We start from the raw sequence: 20199 nt of genomic DNA, 5'->3' as shown, positions 1-20199 counted from the left end.
TTACCCAATAACCTATGCGGACTCAACGCTATATCTTAATTCGGTTTCGTTGGCGGCGCGCTCTACGCGTCCCTATGCCCGCGTTTTTCACCGATACTAGTCTCAACATGACGGTCTTCTCACTCGCTTCATTATCTCGGGTGCGACCTGGCTATCTTTGCCAGCATCACTTCACCGATATGCATCACTATTGGGTCGTCCGAGTCGTCCAGCGCGGTCTGCATAGTGCCTATCCCCGCGTCAAATACCAGGCCGCCAAACTCCTGTTTCTCCTCGTCTATGGTCGCCCGGAATTCGCGTTCGCTATGCTGCGCACTCCCACGCTCATGACGGCCTTACTCACCCTAGAGGCGGACCTCCCCATTCAGCAGCCCCGAGAAGACCATATGGTGCTGAATATCGCCGCCGCCATCCATTTTTTGGAGATCCCGTCCCCCAGGGAGGTCCCCTCTCGCCTGACGCAGCTCCTGGCCTCCCTGCTCGACCATGACGACTTCTATGTGCGCCAAGCCGCTGCCAAAACCTTCGCCTGTCTTGCCCCCACCCGCTTCCTGGCTGAGCTGGTCAACCACCTGACGCCCACGCCATCTTGTCCCCACAGCGCTACCTCTACACCTCTGCCGCCAGACCCCGCCTATGCCCTCGGCACCCAGTTCGCGATCGCCTGCATCGAGCGGGAGTTGTATGGATCTGCCGACGACGGCGGCCAACGCGACCCCGGAGAGTTAGTCACACTGATCATGGGTCCACTATGCTGGCCTGAAGACATGATTGTGACGGAGCTGCACCAGATCTATACCTCGCTGTATCAAGTGTGTGCACCGCTCGTGACCCTATATGCGGACACGCCCTGTGAGCAAGCCCTATGCTGCTTTTTGAGACAACTGCGCACCGTTGTCCTGCACTATCAACACCAGCTGATTCCGAGTGAACCCGGTGACGATCTTCAGTGCACCATGGCGTTGTTGCATGAAGAGGAGTTGCGGAGGGCGAGGCATGGTAAGTTTTAATCACCACAACCAAAACAAGCCATGAAACCTCAATACCGCATCCGCAACTGGTCTGAGTATAACGCTGGACTGAAGCAACGGGGAAGCCTCACCTTCTGGATTGAGGAATCGGTTCTGGAGCAGTGGGTGGTCGAAGATTTGAGCGGCAAACCAGGTGCGTCTGTCCTCTATAGTGACCTTGCGATTCAAACGATGGCGACTGTCAAAGCGGTCTATCGCCTGGCTGGACGACAGTGTCAAGGATTTCTCGAATCAATTTTTGAGTTGATGGAAATTGACTTGCCTGTGCCTGACCACAGTACACTATCACGGCGAATTGGGAACCTGAGCATTGACTTACCGATTGTGCCGAAACCGGGTGCTCGTCATGTGGTGGTCGATTCGACTGGGGTAAAAGTCTATGGTGAAGGGGAATGGAAAACCCGTCAGCATGGGGTGAGCAAGCGTCGGACTTGGCGCAAACTGCATCTAGGGGTTGATGAAGCTACGGGCGAGATTGTGGCAATGGTCGTGACAACCAATAATGTGGCGGATGGAGAAGTGCTAGAAGACCTCCTGGAACAGATTGAAGGGGAAATTGAACAGGTTTCAACCGATGGTGCTTATGACCATCGCCATTGCTATGACGAAATTGATGCCAAAGGAGCCAAAGCCGTGATTCCACCGCGCAAAGATGCCAAAATCTGGCAGCATGGTAATCGCAAAGGCAAGCCCCATGCGAGAGATGAAAATCTGCGTCACATCCGCAAACATGGACGCAAACGCTGGAAGCAGGATTCTGGCTATCATCGCCGCTCCATTGCCGAAACCACCATGTTTCGCTTTAAGACAATTTTTGGTGGCAATCTCAGCGCGCGTCAATTTGACAATCAAGCGGTGGAACTGTTCATCAAATGTGCTGCGCTCAACCGGATGATCCAGATCGCTAAACCTGATAGCTACAAAGTTGCAGCTTAATACCAGGACGACCTTAAGGCAGGTCTGGTCGTTTTTCTAATCATGCAACAAAGCCGTGCACCATTGTCCTGCACTATCAACACCAGCTGATTCCGAGTGAACCTGGTGACGATCTTCAGTTACCACGGGTGGATGACCTACTGATGCCGTCGCGGCAGCTCTCACTCCCACTGCTGGGGATTTAGAGGGGGTCCAGCCGTTGTATCGCGGGCCACTCAACCGCCCGTTCCCTGGGCCAGTCGATCGTAGCCCCGTGCTGCCAACCGTAGAGACAAGGAAGCGGATGACGATCTTTGGCAATGAGGTAACGCTGCGATCGGCTGTGGGCAATCAATGTGACAACGCGATCGCTGCTCACGGAACAATCCGAGCACGGTAATGCTGTCATCACACAGATCAATTGGGTGGCGTTAGACGGAGCCAAAAGTCGGGCGATTACGGGTCACCACGACTGACCTGAGCCGCGATCAGGTTATGCTCAGGTGAGTCTGTTCTAGACGAGCGGTTCCGCGCGATCGCGGCAGCCACCAGACGTTGGCACAGCTAGAAGTACCGCCATTGACGTGTTCCATTCTGGCTCACTTTAATATCCTAAAGCCTAAGGAACACGGATTAAATAAGATCCGGCAATCAGGTAAGGGTGATAGGCTGACAGTAACGTGAAATTCTCACAAAATCGATGCAACCTTATTCCCTGGAAGTTGAACAACAAATGCGACGGTTCTATCGGTCCTTATCCGAGAAGGATCGGCGGCGGTATGCGGCAGTAGAAGCGTTTAAGCTGGGATGGGGTGGCATTACCTACATTAGCCAACTCTTCGCGTGTGATGACAAACCGATTCGCAACGGCATGAAGGAGTTAGAGCAAGAGGGGGTGTTAAACCAGAGCGAAATTAGGCAAGCGGGAGGTGGACGAAAATCGGCATTCGAGACGATTGAGGGACTTGATGCCGCGTTTTTAAGGGTGATTGCCCAACATACAGCAGGTTCGCCGACCGATGAAACGGTGAAGTGGACAAATCTAACCCGCCAAGAGATTGCCGAGTTACTGAAAAGCGAAGGGATTGCGGTCAGTGTTACGGTGGTAGACCAGTTGCTCGAAAAGCATCACTACCGCAAACGGAAAGCTCAAAAGCGACTGGCAACCGGAACGCACCCTCAGCGCAATGAACAGTTTGAAAACATCGAACGCTGGAAAGAGGTTTACCAAGCCTCTGGCAATCCGGTATTGAGCATGGACACAAAAAAAGAGAATTGATTGGTCAACTGTATCGAGAAGGACAACTGTATACGCAGGAGAATGGAGTCGAAGTGTTTGACCATGACTGGAAGTCACTGGCAACCGGGGTGGTCATTCCGCATGGGTTGTATGACCTGGCACTCAATATCGGCTATGTCCACATTGGCACCTCGCATGACACCTCAGAGTTTGCCTGTGAAGCGATTCGCCAGTGGTGGAGCCGACATGGCTCCCATCAGTATCAGACGGCAGGGTCGATTCTCCTGCTCTGTGACGGTGGTGGCAGCAATAGTTCCCGTCAGTATTTGTTCAAACAAGATTTACAGGCATTGGTCAACGAACTGGGAATTGAGATTCGGATTGCCCACTATCCGCCTTACACCTCGAAATACAACCCTATTGAACATCGTTTGTTTCCCCATCTTACTCGCGTATGCCAAGGAGTGATTTTTGAAAGGGTTGAAATGGTCAAGGATTTGATGGCAAAGGCGAAGACACAAACAGGTTTAAAAGTGTTTGTATCGATTCTCGACCAGGTATATCAGACAGGCCGTAAAGCAACTGAGGAGTTTAAGCAAACGATGGAAATCGTATTTGATGATTGTTTGCCACAGTGGAATTATACTGCCAAGCCACAAAAGATGTAATTCCGGATCTTATTTAATTCACAATCCTAACTTGATAGCCACAGTTGGAGGCACAGCCATGTCACTCCTAGAAAATATTACAGACGGGTTCTACGCGGAGCAAACTTGGCGGCAATTGCAACACGAACGCCATCAACGATTCTTAGCTCAACTCAAAGCGGAATGTCGGGCTGCACGACAACAGCAACCTCTATCTCGGAACATCACAACCAGTGTTCCCACCCCTGCCGCTAGTGCCGCGAATGGTCAGCGGCACGATCTCGCTCAACGCAACCGATCACGATCGCCCATTGCCGCTAGGCCCTACAGTAGGTGCTTGATGTAGCCTTTTGCTTCATCCGTGCTGGACTTGTCTCACACAGCAGCCAAACATATAGCGGTCAGCTAACGTCATTTTCTGTCATACAGCGGCGCAAAACATCCCTCAAGAGCCGCGTTGGATTGAAGTGCCACCGTATTTCTCTATTAAATCGTCATCTAAATCATCGGCTAGAGACATTACCCTATGAATGCACCTTGCTACACCATCCTGTTGTAAATCGTCCACGCGCTCGATCGCGGCGACAAGAATTGTTTCCTGGCTGATGCTTAATTTCGCTGATCCCCAAATGAGCATGTTTAGTTCCAATACATCCCTCATTAACGGTAAAATTAAGTCCTTGTCCGATGGCAAATGCATTACGACTGCTGCTGTATTGAGGTAGAGTTCACCATCTGATTCATCAATATAGGCAAATCCAGGGGCGGAACCCATCTGAAAGTGTCGCCATCCATCTTCGTCAATCAATTGGCTAGGATCGGCAATTCCAACATTTTTCAGATAGGCATCAATCTGAGCCTCAGCCATTTGCTTTGCCTGTTGTAATTCTGGAGATAAGGGTTCAGCTTGTTGTACAGTGGTTGTCATAGAAATTTCTCCTGATAGAGGTTGTGAATCCTAAGCATCGGCTTCAAACTGTGCACCGCAGTTCCGGCAATACCAGGTTGGCGTTGTGTAATCGATATTGCCACAAGCAGGGCAATAGAACGAATTGAGGCAAGCTTCACGCCCATGCTGAAGTGCTAATTCAATGTCTTGTGTTAAGTAATCAATCGGGATGGCAAATTTCGCGGCATCGTAATTGCCAAATCCCCACACTGTAATTCCAACCGCCTCTCCGGTTTTAGTGATAAGTGGACCACCAGAATTACCATAATCGATCGCTGCATCAGTTTGAATACACTGAATCTTTTTGTATCGGCTATTGGGGTTACTGACAATGCCTTTAGAAACAGTACTGGACATTCCAGCAGGGGCACCGATCGCATATACGGTTTGGGCATGGCGCAGTTTTTGTGGATTGCCGATTGGAATAGTGGGAAGGCTACCCTCTATCAATAGCCAGACTAAAGCAATATCCAGTGCCCGGTGAGATCGAAACACAATACCATCCACAATTTGTTCACAGGATTGCTCTGGGAATAGCCGCACTTTCACATTCCGGTATGAGAGCCCCTGTGCTCCTTCAATAACGTGTTGGGCAGTCACAATCAACCCGTCTGAGTGAATGATAAAGCCAGAGCCGCTACCAGCAGGAGTATAAACCTCTACGGTAGCAGCAACTCCCCGCCCAATTGGATCATCGTCTTCCAGGACAGGTACTCCCCGAATTTGAATCATTTCAGCTGGAGTAACTGTGGCAACTGGTTTGACTTGATTGTCCGAAGGAGATTGAGCCAGTTGTTGTGCTTGGGGCTCACTGACTGTTTTCTCTAACAAGTTAGAAGAATCACAGAATTGAGAATTGCTAGAAGTAACATGATTGGAAATGTAGGCTGTGTAGTCTCCTACTGTAAGAAACTCGTCATATGTCATGCTTGTTGGAATCTCAATGTTGAACTTTTTTTCAAGTTCCATCGAGATTGCCATAAGAGAAAAATCATCTCCTAAATCATTCATTCTTGCAGAGAGACTAATTGTTGAGGGATCAAGCCCTAGGTTTTGTGCCATAATCGCCCTTACATCTGAAGCGAGTAAATCATAGGGTATCTGACTAACTGCATTTACCAAGCTTTGTGTAGTATTAGAGGCTATTTGGTTAATTGAGTTAACTAGGTTTTGTGGAGTGACTGTCTTTCCCTCATTCCAGTGCCAATGGGTGATACCACCTGCGTGGTCTATCAAGGCGATACCCAGGGCTTGAAGCTCATCGCGGATACGATCGGCCTCTGCCCAGTTCTTTATCTGACGGGCTATCTGTCGTTGTTCAACCATTGTCTCAATTTCCGCATCCGTCAGTCTATCTGACTGTGATTTTATTTCAACTGAACGAGGCGAGATTAAAACAGCTTCAACCGCATCAATTGAAATTTGGGAATCAGCATGTTTCCCTATGAAATGACGGATTACGTGACTGTGTTGCCTTAGAAATTTAGTCTGCTGATCAATCCAATCAATTACTTGTTGCTTATGAGCTTGAGAGGCGGACTTAGCTTTGTTATTTTGTTCGAGAACATTTTGAGTAGCAGCGATCGCGTCACCAATTCGCTTCTGCACAACCGTATTTCTTTCCTGAAATATATTTTCAATTCGTTGATCAATCCGTGCTTGAATTGATACCATCTCTTGCTCAAGCTGGTTCAAACCTTGCTTCACAACTTGATCACGAATTTCATTCTGAATTGCCTCTGGGTCTCTCCAAAACATCTGTCCGATCAAACCACTGCCGAAAGCGAGAATTGGTGCCATTCCACCCGTAAATAAGCCTACAATAGTGGCTCCTATAGCTCCCATAGTGGCAAAACCGAAAACCATTTCCTGCCACCCACCTTCAGAGGCACTGGAATTGGAGTACCCTTCCAAATCAACTCCTACCGAAGTATTGGAGTATCTCAACCGTTTACCAAAATTTGAGCCAATCTGCTGATCTAGATCCTGAAACCAGCGTTGCAGAGATTGAAATGCTTCCGTAATGTCCTCGTCCAGGTTACTTAAGTGACGCTCCAGCAAGGGCAATAACTCTTGTCTCGACCATAACTCTAATTCTTCAGAAACAGTAGTTTGGTAAAGATTTGAAAACTGACGAGTAATTGCTTCTCTATCTCTAGAATTACCACAATGCCAGTTCATACTTTTACTGCTCACCTTTCCACAAGTTTGTCGAAACCAACGCTGAAGAGACTGATGAGCTTCATCCTGAGTTTTTTGCTCTAAATGTTTAGTTGTAGATTGAATCTGGCTTACTTGATTTTGTGCCCAGCCAATCTTTTTCAATATCTCCTGTGTATCCTGTGCAGAAATTTGAATTTCATTGGTCTGAATAGCCCTCAATTCTTGCAGCTCAGGAAGTAGGCGTCCTTGAATAATGTTTGACAAGCTAATTGCTGCACTTTGTAATTTGCTATTTCCACTTTCGGTACTGAGAAACTTTTCTAAAGCCTGTACAAAATTTTGGAACGATCTTGTATATTCATTCTTCTCACTCTTATCAACGGCTTTCAAAACAGCTTTAGCGGAAGTGTAATGGATGCGGTTTTCACCTGTGAGAATTGATTTTGCTCCAATCAGGAAGTTGTGGAAGCGTTCGCGCACATCTTCTCGATCGCTCTCTTCATCCAGCAAATCCATAAAGTTGACCAGGACAAATAGGTTTTCTGCTGGAGCGTCTTCTTGTAATTCCGTTGCAGTAAGAGTACCTTCTTCCGCATGGATTGCCCGCATCTGCTGGCGCAAATCATAAGTGAGGAAATCCTGTTCCCACTTGGTCAACGGGCGAGAGGCATTTGCCAGGAAAATGACCGCGTCTGTGCCTTTGAGTAACTGCTGGGTGACGCGGGTGCGATCGTCATGTTCATTCAAGCCCGGAGAATCAACAATTTCCACACCGCTCTTACAGAGTTCTAGATCAGGGTGTTCAAAGATGATTTCTTCAATCGGATTTTCCAGCAACGACTGGCTGGCACTTTCCTTGCCATGCGCGGCTTCTCTGGGAATGGCAGCTTTTTCCTGATATTGCTCGATCGGAATTTCCGCCTCCCGCCCATCGCGGTAATGACAGATGACACGCTTACGCTCACCATAACGCAACACCGTCAACGTACCGCTACAGGGTGTGGCTCTGCTGGGTTGGATTTTCTCACCCAGTAAGGCATTCAGAAAAGTTGACTTACCCTGACTGAATTCACCCACAACAGCGATGCGAAATCGTTGCGATCTCAGGCGTTCCCATACCTGCCCAAAATCCTGCACCAGTGTCTCAGTTACATAGTTTTCGGTGAGGCAGTCCTGAATTACCTGGTTCACAGAAGCATAGAGTTGATCCAGTTGGTTGCGGGCTTGCTGGAAGCGTTCAAGGTCAGCGTAGTGGCTAACGGTGTGATGTGCTGACGCTGGTCGGGATTCTGGCAATGCTGGCAGACATTCCACGAGAGTACTTGCCGCTTCTGTAAAAATAATGTCAAGCTCATGGAAACGGGCAGGATCAAGTAGATAGCGAACCTCTTCCAGTGCCTTTGGATCAAGGGTTCCCTGATGGGCAAAACTAGCAGCGAATACAGCTAGATGCTGCGGTTCCAGGTTTAAACCAGTAGCAATGCGTTGCAGATAGGTAAGTTCTTTCGGGTCGATACTGCCGTCTGCTGCTGACATTTCATAACCCAATCCCATCAATAACAGCCGTTGCGATTTTGTTAGTGGTTCTGCCAGGGTCAGGAAGTTTTTCAGACTACCAAAACTCTTTTGCTTGCTGATACCACTCACCATCAGTTGGGTCAATTTGCCAACTTCGCCTTGCAGCAAATTTAAGCGATTCAAGGTTTCTTTGAGATGCTGTTTCTCTTCGGTGGTCACTTTTCCATCAACAGACGCCACTCCCAGCAGTAAATTTGTCAGATTTGCCATGAACAGAGCCATTGGGCTAATTCCAGACGAATCAACTTCTCGTTCGGCAATTTGGGACAGTAATGCTTTCAGATCTGGGTTGAGCAGCGTTGTTGCCATAGGTATATTCCTACAGATGCTTATTTTTCTCTAGGATTCCCCTAGAGCTTGGGAGGATCAACAGTAGGAAAAAGCAAAAACTTTACGATCAGTTCCACAATAATCAGTGAAATCTCTAGAGCAAATTTTTTCTCTAGAGAGGATATATAGCAGTAAACACTAGAAGATTTTGCTCGAGCGCTTGCGAGAGAAACTCCAACATGAGTTTAAGATCAAACAACTCTCGGTAAACCACTTGTTCTCTTCGCTGAGTCTGACTAGCAAAGAACCAGAGCAAAGTACACCCAAAGATTGTCCAAGATAAACACGAGGACAACAAAGTACAAGCAGGTTACAGAATTTTTGGGAGTGATCAGACTTTTGTGTAAATTTCGATTTCTGAACGGAAAATCAAGGGTTTCAGCCTACCCGCTCCTGATTTTCTGAACACTCCCGAATTTTTGCTCGTAGTGCGGATGCAACAGTGATTTTTAATTCGATAACTCGTTTCACTATGCTCCAAATAATTCATAAGTTAACAATCCATTAACATCATTGGTCAAGTTGTGATTGTCCTATAGTCTCCTAACATCTATCCCTCACACTACAAGTCCCTGCCAGACCAATGGCTTGCCTGTGCAAAACCGGACAAGAGCCCGTTAAAACCCTTGGGGTAGATGATTTTGCCTTCCGCAAGGGCCAACGGTATGGCACGATTCTAGTAGACCTGGATCGGCATCGACCGATTGCATTGCTCAAAGACCGGGAGGCGAACACCCTAGCCGAATGGCTGCAGCAGCATCCTGAAGTTCAAGTGCTCTCCCGGGATCGTTCCAAATCGTACAAGCAAGGGATGACGCAAGGCGCACCGGAGGCGATTCAAGTAGCCGACCGCTTCCATCTGCTGCAAAACCTGGTAGGAGTCTTGGAGCGTTTCTTCGCCACTCAGAGTCATACGCTCAAAGCTGTGGATCTGGCGCATCATCAAGGTCTAGCCCAACCCCAAGTTGTGCCACCGCAACCACCGACCGCGCAACAACAACGGGCTCAGCAACGACGGGAGAGACGGCTAGCCAATTATGAGCAGGTCCACCAATTGCGACAACAAGGCGTCAAGGTCGTTGATATTGCCCATCATCTGGGGATGGGGGAGCGAACGGTGTTTACTTATTTGGCGAGCCCTGAGTTTCCTGAATGGCAACCCTATCCACCTCGTCGTTCAAGCGAAAGTATCCTTACCCCTTACATGCCATATCTGCTCGAGCAATGGCATGCGGGACAGCGCCAAGCCAAGGAATTGTTTGGCCAAATTCAACGGCAAGGGTATCGAGGCAGCTACAAAACGGTTGCGAAGTACACCCATCAACTGCGCCAGACTCAGCGGCAACAGTTAAGCCCCCAGGAGGGACGAGGCCCTGCTCCTAGGAATATGGAGTTTGGGCAACCTCCCTTGAGTGCTCGTCGTGCGGCCTGGCTGGTATTGAAACCATCGCAGCAGCGCTCGGTTGAGGAAGAACCTTTGTCAGCCGAATTACAGCAGCACCGTGATCTCGCAGGCGCGATCCAGTTGGCTCAACAATTTGCTGATTTAGTGCGACAGCGACAACCGCAGTCGCTTGACCGTTGGTTGGAACAAGCCAGCAGAAGTTCTATCAAACAATTTCAAAACTTTGCGAAGAGCTTGCGAGAAGACTATGCAGCTGTCAAAGCCGGAGTCACATTAGCCATCAGTAATGGACAGGTCGAAGGCCAAATCAATCGGTTGAAAATGCTCAAGCGCCAGATGTATGGTCGTGCGGGTTTTGACCTCTTACAACGGAGAGTTTTATTAGCCAGTTGAATCAGGTTTTATTGATCACGGTTGCGCTCTAAACCTTGATCACCAAAACCTGCCAAGAGCCCGAAGTCACTGAGTTGACCCTGCCGAAGTGATGAGAATATGCAGCCTGTACAAATACGTCGGTTGATCATCTGTAAAAGACCCGAAACATCCCATATTTCAACTGAAGGCTTTTATCTCCCAACTAAATAACACCTAGACAGGGATCGTTACTAGACCTAATATTAGCTTTTCAAGCTAAAAGGCACTTGACCTGATAGAGAACTGAGAAACGATGAGTGGTTCATCGTGCCATGCAATACATCCCTTAACAAAGATTGCCCCCGTTAACAAGATTGCTACAGGGGCGATCGCTGTTGATTTACGCCAGGGTGAAGGGTTGGTAGAGCGCGGAGGCCGGCCGGAACATCTCTGTCGTTAAGGCGCTCGCTTGCACACCTTGTAGAGACATCAAGAGTGAATCGTCTCCCAGCACCCGAATTGAAGTGCTACCTGCATTGATGCCAGTGCCTTGTTCAATCTGGATCTGCTCGAAGCTCAGTCCATCACCGAGACCAATAAAATCTTCACCCAGGGTGAAGTCATTGACCAGATTAAAGCCGCCCAACTCCAACACAAAGGTATCCATCCCCGCATTGCCAGTCAGGATATCATTGCCAAATCCGCCAATCAGCACATCATTACCTAGTCCACCTCGTAAAATGTCATTGCCACCAAACCCTTGCAGGATATCATTGCCGCCCTGACCGTTTATCACATCGTCTGACCAGTCAAAGCCACTAACCTCGTTATCCAGGTCATTCAAAAAAGTAACTGTGTTAGCTTTCAAGACCTGGTTAAATGTCCAGTCGGCATCAAACACATCGAAACTGTCTTTAATCAGGTCATCCCCATCGAACTGGAACAAGACATTACCAATTGGACGACCATCAGGACTCTGGTTGGGTAAGTTATCCAGATTTTCCAAGGAGAAATGATTAAGAGTGACAGAGGTATCTGTGATGCCTTCAAAGGTAATGACTAAGCTAACACCTGTCTCGAAATTGAAGTCAGTTTGGGTCAGGAGCATATTTTTAGCAATCAACCCGCTTCCTTCAAATTTCAAAATATCGAACTCACGAATGATTTGTTGGGATGGATCTGATCCAGGACCAACACCATCAAAATCAACAATGGTGTCATGTCCATCGCCTCGCTGCATGATGAACAGGTCTTGACCACCGCCACCGACGAGTTTGTCGTTCCCGGCCTGACCTTCTAAGGTGTCATTGCCAAAGCTACCAACCAGGTAGTCATTGCCATCCCCACCTCGGAGGCGATCGTTCCCCTCACCGCCGTCCAGGTAATCATCACCCCATTGACCATTGAGAAAGTCATTTCCAAACCCACCGAATAAGACATCATTGCCCTCACCACCTCGCAGAGTATCATTTGCACCTAGACCCGATAAGGTGTCATTGCCACCCAAGCCATTGATTACATCGTCCGAGTCATTCCAGCCTATTGTGCGGTTATTCCAATCATTCAGGAAGGTGACAAAATGAGGACGGGCAACTTGAGTTGGATTCTCATCCACATCAATCACATCAAAGGAGTCTTGAATGGAGTTTTGACCGTTAAATAGAATGTTGCCGACAGTGGCATTAGCTCCGGTACTAATCGAGTGATTATCTAGATTCTCCAGACGGAAGTTCCCAAGTAGTACCTGAGTCTCAGCCACATCTTCAAAAGTAATGCTGAGAGTAGTTCCAGTTTGATGCAGAATCATGTTTTTAGCAGTCAGATCTGCTCCAGTAAATTTGATTGTATCAACTTCGCGAATCACAGAGGGTGATGGGTTTGTCCCTTGTCCAACTCCGCCAAAGTCGAGAATGGTGTCGATACCTTCACCCCGGTTGACGTAGAACAGATCGCGATCGCCGCCGCCGGTCATCGTGTCATTGCCCTGTTCACCTTTGAGGATGTCATTGCCGACACCCCCATGCAGTTGATCATCGCCCAGACCCCCTTCGAGGGTATCTTGTCCGGCTTGTCCCCAGAGGCGATCGTCCCCCTCGCCACCGAGGAGAGAATCATCTCCAGTTCCGCCATCGAGCGTATCATTGCCAGTATGTCCAAACAATTGATCATTGCCGCTACCACCCTCCAAGGAGTCATTACCAGCGCCCCCGTCGAGGGTATCGTTGCCTGCCTGTCCTAACAGGACATCGTGATCATCGCCACCCCAGAGTTGATCATTGCCAGTGCCGCCATCGAGGGTATCATCCCCGCCATCCCCGTAGAGCGTATCGTTTTGATCGCCGCCCCAGAGTTTGTCATTTTGATCGCCGCCCCAGAGTTTGTCGTCGCCAGTGCCGCCATCGAGGGTGTCATCGCCACCATCGCCGTAAAGGGTATCGTTATCATCCCCGCCGAAGAGTGAATCGCTGCCTGTGCCACCGAAGAGTGAATCGTTGCCGCGCCCCCCATAAATGACATCATCATCACCATCGCCAAATAGGGTGTCATTGCCAAAACCGCCGTCGCTATCGCCATAGAGTGTATCGTTGCCACTGCCACCACTGGCAAAGTCATTCCCTTCACCACCATAAATGACATCATTCCCAACTTCACCGTAAAGATCATCTTGACCATGATTGCCAAACAGTGTGTCATTGCCATCACCACCAAACAGGTCATCGTCACCAATTTCGCCATAGATCTGATCGTTGCCGCCGCCACCTGCAACATAGTCATTGCCTGCATCAGCGGTGAGAATGTTATCTTTGGCATCCCCAGTGATGGCATCGTTGTGTGCTGACCCGACGACATTTTCGATATCTAGTAACCGTTCACTGCCACCAAAGCCGTTTGCTGCTTCATTTTTTGCCAGGTTGACATATACTCCACGGGGATCGCGGCGATAACTGATGGTATCAATGCCATCACCGCCATACATGGTATTGTTGCCGCCGTTGCTGATCAGCAGGTCGTTGCCGCCAAAGCCCCAGAGAGTGTTGTTGCGATCGTTGCCAATCAGGATGTCATCAAATTGAGAGCCTGCAATGTTTTCGAGTTCGCGCAGGGTATCGGTATTGTCGAAGCCATCGTAGGCGGTGCCTGCATTGATAGCAAAGTCAGCTTCCAGATCGGTGTAGTAATTGATGGGATTTTGAGGACTGATGGCGGCATTGGCGTTGGCTTGGCGATCGTTGCTGTAGCGATGGTTTTCATCAATATTGACAACAACCCCTTTGGGCGAGGTGAGATAGTTCACCAAATCCATCCCATTGCCACCACGAATATCATCGTCTCCGTCTCCCCCAATCAGCACATCATTGCCATCGTCCCCATTGAGGCGGTCATAGCCATCGTTGCCATAGAGGGTATCCATATCGCGCCCGCCAGAAAGCGTGTCGTTGCCGTCGTTGCCTTCCAGGTAATCATTACCATCGCCCCCATCCAGTTGGTCGTGCCCGTCTTCCCCATACAGCAAGTCGTTGCCTAACTGTCCGGCGAGAGTATCATCGTCTATACCGCCATAGAGGGTGTCGTTACCTGCGCCACCATCCAGAGTGTCATTGCCCTCATTGCCATGCAGGATGTCTTGATCGCCCTCCCCTTTGAGGATATCAGCCCCCGTACCGCCGTTGAGAGTATCGTTGCCTGCCCCTGCTTCCAGGACATCATCATGCTCGTTGCCATTCAGTAGGTCGTTGCCATTGCCCCCCAATAGGGTGTCATTCCCGGCATCCCCAGCCAGTTCATCATCGCCGCCTTCGCCATAGAGCCAGTCATCTTCTGTACCACCGTTGAGGGTATCGCTATTCGCACCGCCATACAGAGTATCGTTCCCCGCATCGCCCCACAGTTCATCGTTTCCATCCTCGCCCCACAGTTCATCGCGATCGTCCCCACCACTCAAGGTGTCATTTTCTGTGCCACCGTAGAGGGTATCGTTGCCCGCATCACCAGTAATGATGTCATCATTTTCATTTCCATGAAGTTCATCACTTTGATTGCCACCAGAAATAACATCGTTTCCTTTGCCACCAAAAATCAAATCGCGATCATTCTCACCGAAGATCAGATCATCACCACCATCTCCAAAAACAATGTCATTGCCAGATCCGGCATAAATGACATCCCCTTCGTCGTGATCTGAGAAATTCGCTTCTGCTATGAGAGTGAAACTTGCTTCGCCGGCAATATTAACGATTGGAGAAGCAGCAATACTTTTTGTAGTCTCTAAATTGCTGGTAACAGAAAAACTGGCTTCACCGTTTGAGGGTTGATTTTTTTTGTTAGGTTCTGATTGTGGACCATCATCATCAATGCCCTCTTGTTCTACTTCTCCATCTCTCCACCAACCCCAACCTTCGCTATCTCTAGTAAATCCTCCAGCAATAAAATCACTACCTGTTCCACCATAGATATAGTCTTTACCATTCTCGCCATATAGAGTGTCATTATCAGCACCTCCATAGGCAGTATCATCCCCATCACCTCCATAGAATTTGTCGTTGCCTGCTCCCCCCTCAAAATAATCGTTGCCTGACCAAGCAATCCCATTCCAGCCATCATCATCATAGGTATCATCACCTTCACCACCGAAGAAGTGATCATTACCTAGCCCACCTTCAGCGTAATCATTACCGCCTTCACCAATTAACCAATCATCACCACTTTCCCCGTAAAGGCGATCGTCGTCTGCTCCACCAAAAGCTGTATCATCCCCATCTGCACCGTAAAAAGTGTCATTTCCTACATCGCCATCAAAGTAATCATTTCCAGACCATAAAATGCCATTCCAGCCATCATCGTCGTAAACGTCGTTGCCAGAACCACCCCAGAAATTGTCATCTCCTAAGCCGCCTTCGGCATAATCATCTCCTCCTTGCCCAATAAAATCATCTGAGCCATTACGTCCATAAAACTGATCTTTACCATGACCGCCAAAAAACTGGTCGTTATGGTTTGAACCTGAGACCTTCTCAATTTGTATCAAGTAGTCAAACTGACCATAGCCATCATCAACCTTGTAAACAGCACCTCCTGCATATGATGTTTGATACACGGTAATCCCATTAGGACTATCTCCATAATCAGCCTCATCATTATTGCCATCTCCACCATCTAAAATGTCCCAGCCACTACCTCCAATTAATCGATCACCAAATATATCTCCATAACCTCGCAGAACATCATTTCCTTCTTTCCCCCAAATGATATCGGAATCCCAAGAGCCATCAATCCAATCACCAAACTCATCCGTAGTTAGATTAGAGAGAAGAACATTTTCTTTCCCATCAGGGAAGTAATATCCAGTAGGATTGACCTCCTGAAAAAAGCTAGAAAATTGTTCTTTTGGAGTAGTGCCGATCATCAAAAGATCATCTCGAAGATACCTATCAAAGTTATGTAGCGGTGTAACACCAGTACCTAATTGCGTTACTTGTAATACCCAGCTCACCCAGTTTTTTACATCTTTAGGAATATTCAGCAAATGCTTTAGTCTATTTTTCAACGCTGGAATTGAGTCATCATTTATATCATTAGGTATTTGGAGCTTTGTAACAGTATCTTCTCCTAGAACAGGATTGGTATTGATAAATAAAGATTGCTTTATAGCTCCATTCAAACTAGAGTAATTGGTTGGAGAACCTAATCCCAAAAGCCTTATTTTATCTCCATAATTATTCAACAGATTTTCATTATCTAATAATCCATCTTCCACAAAGAAATTACCTTGCGAATGGGGCATAAGAATTGCAGAATTGTTGTTTTTTTCCAAATGTTTCTCTAATTCATTTGGCCATTTAGAATTTACAGCTCCTTCTAAGGTTTTTGAAATAGATTTGTTTGAGAAATACTGCGCAAGTGCTTCTTGCAAATCCGTATTGACTCTTTTAGAAATATATGTAGCAAATTCTTTGAGATTGTTCTCAGCAAACCGACCTGCAAATTCTGTAAGAAGTTCCTTTTCTTGCTCTGTAATGTCTAGTAATTCATCAAAACCTGTTCCGGCTTTGAACAACTGTTGAGTTAGCATAAATGCATCATGCCAATATTTTTCTTGAGTATCTTGGGTTTCAATCCATTTTTTTGCCTGATTTGAGCCAGGATCAGGATCATATTTCTCCTTTGTTTCGGGGTTCTTTTGTAATGTTTTCCAGTATTCTTTATAAGCGTTAATAGCCGGATCAAAAATTCCAGTTTCTAAATCTCCAAAGGCTGCATCTAAATTCTCATCTAAAGTACTCGGGGCAAATTTTCCTGTTGTATTATTGTGGTAAGCTTTGAATTCAATAGAGTTTAAAGTTGTATCTAAATTCCACCAAGATTTAAGTTTGGAGGTCTGCCCATTGAACCCTTCATTATCAGTGAAAATTCCATTAATAAAAAGTACTGCTGTCTTGGGAGATATGTCTAAAATATTTCCGTATAGAGAGTTAAAGCTAGCCCAGCTATAACCATTAGAGCTACTGTTTGTCTCTCCTACTTGAGAATTGTTTGAAGTCCCCAATAAGTCACTTCCAGATATGCTTAGAATGACAGTATCATTCTCTTGTTTCATTTGCTGAAGTTGAGAGGAAGTCAGACTAATGCCACGAACGATCGCCGAAAACAACTCACCCTCATCCCCAGGAGAGTCGATCGCAGCATTGACTTGCCAATCCACCGAATGACCAAATTCTTCAACTAAAACACTGGTAATGGTTTGGGGATTGCTGGCGTTTTGGCGCAAAAAGTCTTCAGACACATAGATAGTATTGGTGGTTCCGGCGTAGGCGGCATTGGCTCCTTGTAGTTCTGCCCCTGTGCGAATTTCGATGGTGGGAAACGCATTAAATTCGCCTGCTTGCCATGCGGTTTGCAAGCTGCTGTAGTCATTGGTTTCGCCAAACGCTAACCCCATCTTGGAGTCAAATTCTGAGTCAGTGCTAGCAAACTGTTGCACCGTTTGTTGAATCACTTGAGCTATCTGATTGCCAATCAGTGAATAGTTTGCCGAATCAGTCACTAAATCAGACCAGTTAAAAACGGAGGTAACACTATCAGTCGTCATCGCATCTAATCCTGTATTCAAACGATCGTCAGTCAAAACATCGGTAGCAGTAGCGGTTGCTTGAGCTTGATTGTTGGTAGCCATAATGAGTTCTCCTGGGACTATTTGTGAATTGGTTGGCAAGTCAAAAGACAAACGGAACAGTCAACACTGCTGGCTTGCGGGCGCTGGATCGAACGGGTTGAAAACAGGCGAAAGGCTTTCTGTTACGGTATTTGCGTTAAGCGGCAGAATCTTGGTGTGAGGAAAGCTGGAAGTCGAATGGGAGGAACTGATTGAGTCGTTGCTGCATCCTCAACACATCCGCATCAATTTCTGTTTCGAGACAAGACTGCACCCCGATCGGGTCAATGAAATACTCATCGGTTAAGTGGATGAGTGAAGTGACCAGATGTTGCATTGACTGGATCAGTTCAATCAAAACCTGGTAGTGGTAGTGACTGATGCGATCGCGCCGTTGCCCAAATCGAACCATAACCATCTCGGCGATCGCTTCTAAATGCTGGCTAATTAACAGGAGTTTGTGTTTAGTCTGGGTTAGGGATACCTTTTGTTCTTGAATCAGAACCGGACGATCGCGCAAGGTGAGGCGAAGATACCGGAGATGCAAACAGAGCGTCTGTAAGCGAAGTAGAACTTTTCGAGCGAGGGACTGAGTTGCTATAGAAATTATTGCTGCAACAGGAACATCCGACATGAAAAACCTCAACGGGCAAGGTGGACTCAAATCAAGGGATTAGCATGGAGCAAATTTTGCAAGAACCACAAATTGCAAATGCAGATTGCTGATGTCTATCGCTTGATTTTGCGTTTCAGAACTGCCAATCCACTGGCTAGAGTCACACCAGCGATCGTGCTGGGTTCCGGCACTGCTGCTGTCTGTTTTGCCTCTGCCCCAACCAGTCCATACTTGGTATCAACATAGCCATATTCGTTTGATAAATTGGGAGCTGTCAGCTTTAAAGCCGCTATCTCGTGATTTCCAAAGGGTTGGATCAACCTATATCCAGTGTTACTGAAGGTCGTCGTTTGGGTCGTGCCTGCCCAGTTCCAAATTGCGCCCTTGTCGGTAAACGTCAAGGTGCCAGTCGTTTGGGAGTGATCAGTCAACAGTGCCGCAATTTCAAACGCAACCGATACGGGGGTATCCCAACCAAAGCGGAAGGCCAGATCGAGCGATTCTAGCGTGGCTGAACCATCTGGTAACAGGACATAGAGGGCTTCCCAGTGACCAATTTCCCCTTCACCGGTATTGCCATTACAGGGTGAAATAACCCCGGTTATACAAACTCCCCCCATGTTGCTCCAGTCCATGTCAGTTACGCCCACACTCATGATGGAACCATCTCGTCTTGCTTGTAAATCGCCGCCTTCTGCTATGAGCCGCAACCCATCAGCCGTCTCGCAGGTGGATAACGGTTGTTGTCCTAACTGAGAGTAGGGCGCAAAAGCCGTAATCAGGTTTTCACAATTGCCGCCGACATCGCCCGTGGTGAAATTGAAGGCTTGGGCGGGAGATTGACCTGCGATCGCGATCGTGGCGTGGGTCAAAACACTAACAATCAAAGAGAGCCTTGTTAACTCTCTACTTATGGCAATGGTCATTCGAAACTCCTTGGTGAACATTCTGTATTGGTTCTCAAGATTTCACTAAGGAAATTTACCCAGAATTTATGAAACCTTTTTTGAGCGATCGCAAGTAATGCAAAACTATGGGAAACCGAATCGGTTTACGCATGTTTATGAGTCCTTTAACGGGAAAAGTGAAGTGCAACATGGAACAGTGGCTGCAATGTCTAGAGCGACCAAGGTTGGGATGCTCAGAAGATCGCGCTGTGGTCTAGGTTTTCACGGAAGTGGCCGTAGAAACTTTCTGAGGAATACATTGACTTCTCGGTAAGAAACCTCGTGGTTTTACGCAAACGGCTACATCTTCTTATTGAATTAACACAAACCCGTTCTTCTGTTGTGCCTAAGGTCTTGCTATTGCTAATCGGTAGAAAATCTTTGAGACATGTGTGGAAACCAATTGTTACCGAAATGATTCCAACACTGCCACGATAGCGACAATGCAAAACGTTAGGGCTGCAAGAGGTCCAAAAGCCTTAGATGCCAGCACCTGTAATATGCTTATTACTTCTGTGGCATTGAGACAGGCTGAAATAACGCACGCGATCGAAAAACCAGACATGAACAGAAAAAACCATTTGATTGCTTGAAAACCCAGCTTGAGCAAAGGGCTGTAATCTTCTGGCTTGGAAGAACGAAACTCGGCAGACATGCTTTTTCTCCTGATTAATCCAAAAGTAAACAGATATCAGGCACTAAACCTTATGAGCAAGACTTGTCATATTTAATACAAAAATTGTTCAGGGTTAGTACAAATGGTTTACATCTAGGAGCTACGTAATCAGTCCTCCTGTATCTCCCTTAAGCAGACGTGTAATAGGCGATCACTCTATAGCAAATATCCAAGAAGTAAAGAAATGGTGTAAATATC

The 20199-nt window shown here is 47.4% G+C and carries 11 protein-coding genes and 1 pseudogene; 5 read left to right on the top strand and 7 right to left on the bottom strand.

Annotated features, from left to right (window positions below; genetic code table 11):
• Nucleotides 1–74: 74 nt before the first annotated feature.
• Together ACN4EK_RS13140 and ACN4EK_RS13135 are read left to right on the top strand one after the other, a co-directional pair.
• The gene (locus ACN4EK_RS13140) at nt 75–1010 is read left to right on the top strand and encodes a hypothetical protein (protein WP_431658355.1); all 936 of its coding nucleotides are present in this window, start codon (nt 75–77) and stop codon (nt 1008–1010) included.
• A gap of 21 nt (nt 1011–1031) precedes the next feature.
• A complete protein-coding gene (locus ACN4EK_RS13135; RefSeq protein ID WP_431655783.1) occupies nt 1032–1967 on the top strand; it encodes an IS5 family transposase in 936 nt (311 codons plus the stop codon).
• A 181-nt stretch (nt 1968–2148) separates the two neighbouring features.
• Here the strand turns inward: ACN4EK_RS13135 and ACN4EK_RS13130 are convergent, their stop codons facing one another.
• Nucleotides 2149–2355 (bottom strand): hypothetical protein, encoded by a 207-nt coding sequence (locus ACN4EK_RS13130; protein ID WP_431658354.1) that lies wholly within the window; start codon nt 2353–2355, stop codon nt 2149–2151.
• A gap of 291 nt (nt 2356–2646) precedes the next feature.
• Between ACN4EK_RS13130 and ACN4EK_RS13125 the strand changes: the two are divergent.
• Both ACN4EK_RS13125 and ACN4EK_RS13120 read left to right on the top strand, forming a co-directional pair.
• Nucleotides 2647–3854, top strand: a pseudogene (locus ACN4EK_RS13125) (ISAzo13 family transposase).
• Between the two features lie 58 nt (nt 3855–3912).
• The gene (locus ACN4EK_RS13120; protein ID WP_431658353.1) at nt 3913–4179 is read left to right on the top strand and encodes a hypothetical protein; all 267 of its coding nucleotides are present in this window, start codon (nt 3913–3915) and stop codon (nt 4177–4179) included.
• Nucleotides 4180–4278: 99 nt separating this feature from the next.
• On the opposite strand, the gene ACN4EK_RS13115 is transcribed toward ACN4EK_RS13120, so the two are convergent.
• On the bottom strand, nt 4279–4761 hold the full coding sequence (locus ACN4EK_RS13115; protein WP_431658352.1) for a T3SS (YopN, CesT) and YbjN peptide-binding chaperone 1: 483 nt from the start codon (nt 4759–4761) through the stop codon (nt 4279–4281).
• A 30-nt stretch (nt 4762–4791) separates the two neighbouring features.
• Entirely contained in the window at nt 4792–8745 is a 3954-nt protein-coding gene (locus tag ACN4EK_RS13110) for a dynamin family protein (RefSeq protein WP_431658350.1), read from the bottom strand.
• Nucleotides 8746–9436: 691 nt separating this feature from the next.
• Between ACN4EK_RS13110 and ACN4EK_RS13105 the strand changes: the two genes are divergently transcribed.
• Complete coding sequence (locus ACN4EK_RS13105) at nt 9437–10651, top strand: ISL3 family transposase (RefSeq protein WP_431658348.1); 1215 nt, start codon at nt 9437–9439, stop codon at nt 10649–10651.
• Between the two features lie 361 nt (nt 10652–11012).
• On the opposite strand, the gene ACN4EK_RS13100 is transcribed toward ACN4EK_RS13105, so the two are convergent.
• The 4 genes from ACN4EK_RS13100 to ACN4EK_RS13085 all read right to left on the bottom strand — a co-directional run bounded on the left by ACN4EK_RS13100 (nt 11013) and on the right by ACN4EK_RS13085 (nt 19980).
• Nucleotides 11013–17393: a calcium-binding protein gene (locus ACN4EK_RS13100; RefSeq protein WP_431658347.1), complete on the bottom strand. Its 6381-nt coding sequence runs from the start codon at nt 17391–17393 to the stop codon at nt 11013–11015.
• A gap of 526 nt (nt 17394–17919) precedes the next feature.
• Complete coding sequence (locus tag ACN4EK_RS13095) at nt 17920–18396, bottom strand: hypothetical protein (RefSeq protein WP_431658346.1); 477 nt, start codon at nt 18394–18396, stop codon at nt 17920–17922.
• Between the two features lie 95 nt (nt 18397–18491).
• Nucleotides 18492–19304, bottom strand: a complete 813-nt coding sequence (locus tag ACN4EK_RS13090; protein ID WP_431658345.1) for a PEP-CTERM sorting domain-containing protein — start codon at nt 19302–19304, stop codon at nt 18492–18494.
• Nucleotides 19305–19731: 427 nt separating this feature from the next.
• Nucleotides 19732–19980, bottom strand: a complete 249-nt coding sequence (locus ACN4EK_RS13085; protein ID WP_431658344.1) for a hypothetical protein — start codon at nt 19978–19980, stop codon at nt 19732–19734.
• Nucleotides 19981–20199: the final 219 nt, after the last annotated feature.

The sequence above is a fragment of the Pantanalinema rosaneae CENA516 genome (genome assembly GCF_050753385.1).
Lineage (GTDB): Bacteria > Cyanobacteriota > Cyanobacteriia > Leptolyngbyales > Leptolyngbyaceae > Pantanalinema > Pantanalinema rosaneae.
The sequence above is the reverse complement of the archived record's forward strand: the minus strand, read 5'-3'. Positions and strand labels throughout refer to the sequence as shown.

Excerpts from the sequence above, each read along its gene's own strand:
- ACN4EK_RS13140 (WP_431658355.1), top strand. The coding sequence starts at position 75 with ATGCCCGCGTTTTTCACCGATACTAGTCTCAACATGACGGTCTTCTCA.
- ACN4EK_RS13135 (WP_431655783.1), top strand. The coding sequence starts at position 1,032 with ATGAAACCTCAATACCGCATCCGCAACTGGTCTGAGTATAACGCTGGA.
- ACN4EK_RS13130 (WP_431658354.1), bottom strand. The coding sequence starts at position 2,355 with ATGACAGCATTACCGTGCTCGGATTGTTCCGTGAGCAGCGATCGCGTT.
- ACN4EK_RS13120 (WP_431658353.1), top strand. The coding sequence starts at position 3,913 with ATGTCACTCCTAGAAAATATTACAGACGGGTTCTACGCGGAGCAAACT.
- ACN4EK_RS13115 (WP_431658352.1), bottom strand. The coding sequence starts at position 4,761 with ATGACAACCACTGTACAACAAGCTGAACCCTTATCTCCAGAATTACAA.
- ACN4EK_RS13110 (WP_431658350.1), bottom strand. The coding sequence starts at position 8,745 with ATGGCTCTGTTCATGGCAAATCTGACAAATTTACTGCTGGGAGTGGCG.
- ACN4EK_RS13105 (WP_431658348.1), top strand. The coding sequence starts at position 9,437 with ATGGCTTGCCTGTGCAAAACCGGACAAGAGCCCGTTAAAACCCTTGGG.
- ACN4EK_RS13095 (WP_431658346.1), bottom strand. The coding sequence starts at position 18,396 with ATGTCGGATGTTCCTGTTGCAGCAATAATTTCTATAGCAACTCAGTCC.
- ACN4EK_RS13090 (WP_431658345.1), bottom strand. The coding sequence starts at position 19,304 with ATGACCATTGCCATAAGTAGAGAGTTAACAAGGCTCTCTTTGATTGTT.
- ACN4EK_RS13085 (WP_431658344.1), bottom strand. The coding sequence starts at position 19,980 with ATGTCTGCCGAGTTTCGTTCTTCCAAGCCAGAAGATTACAGCCCTTTG.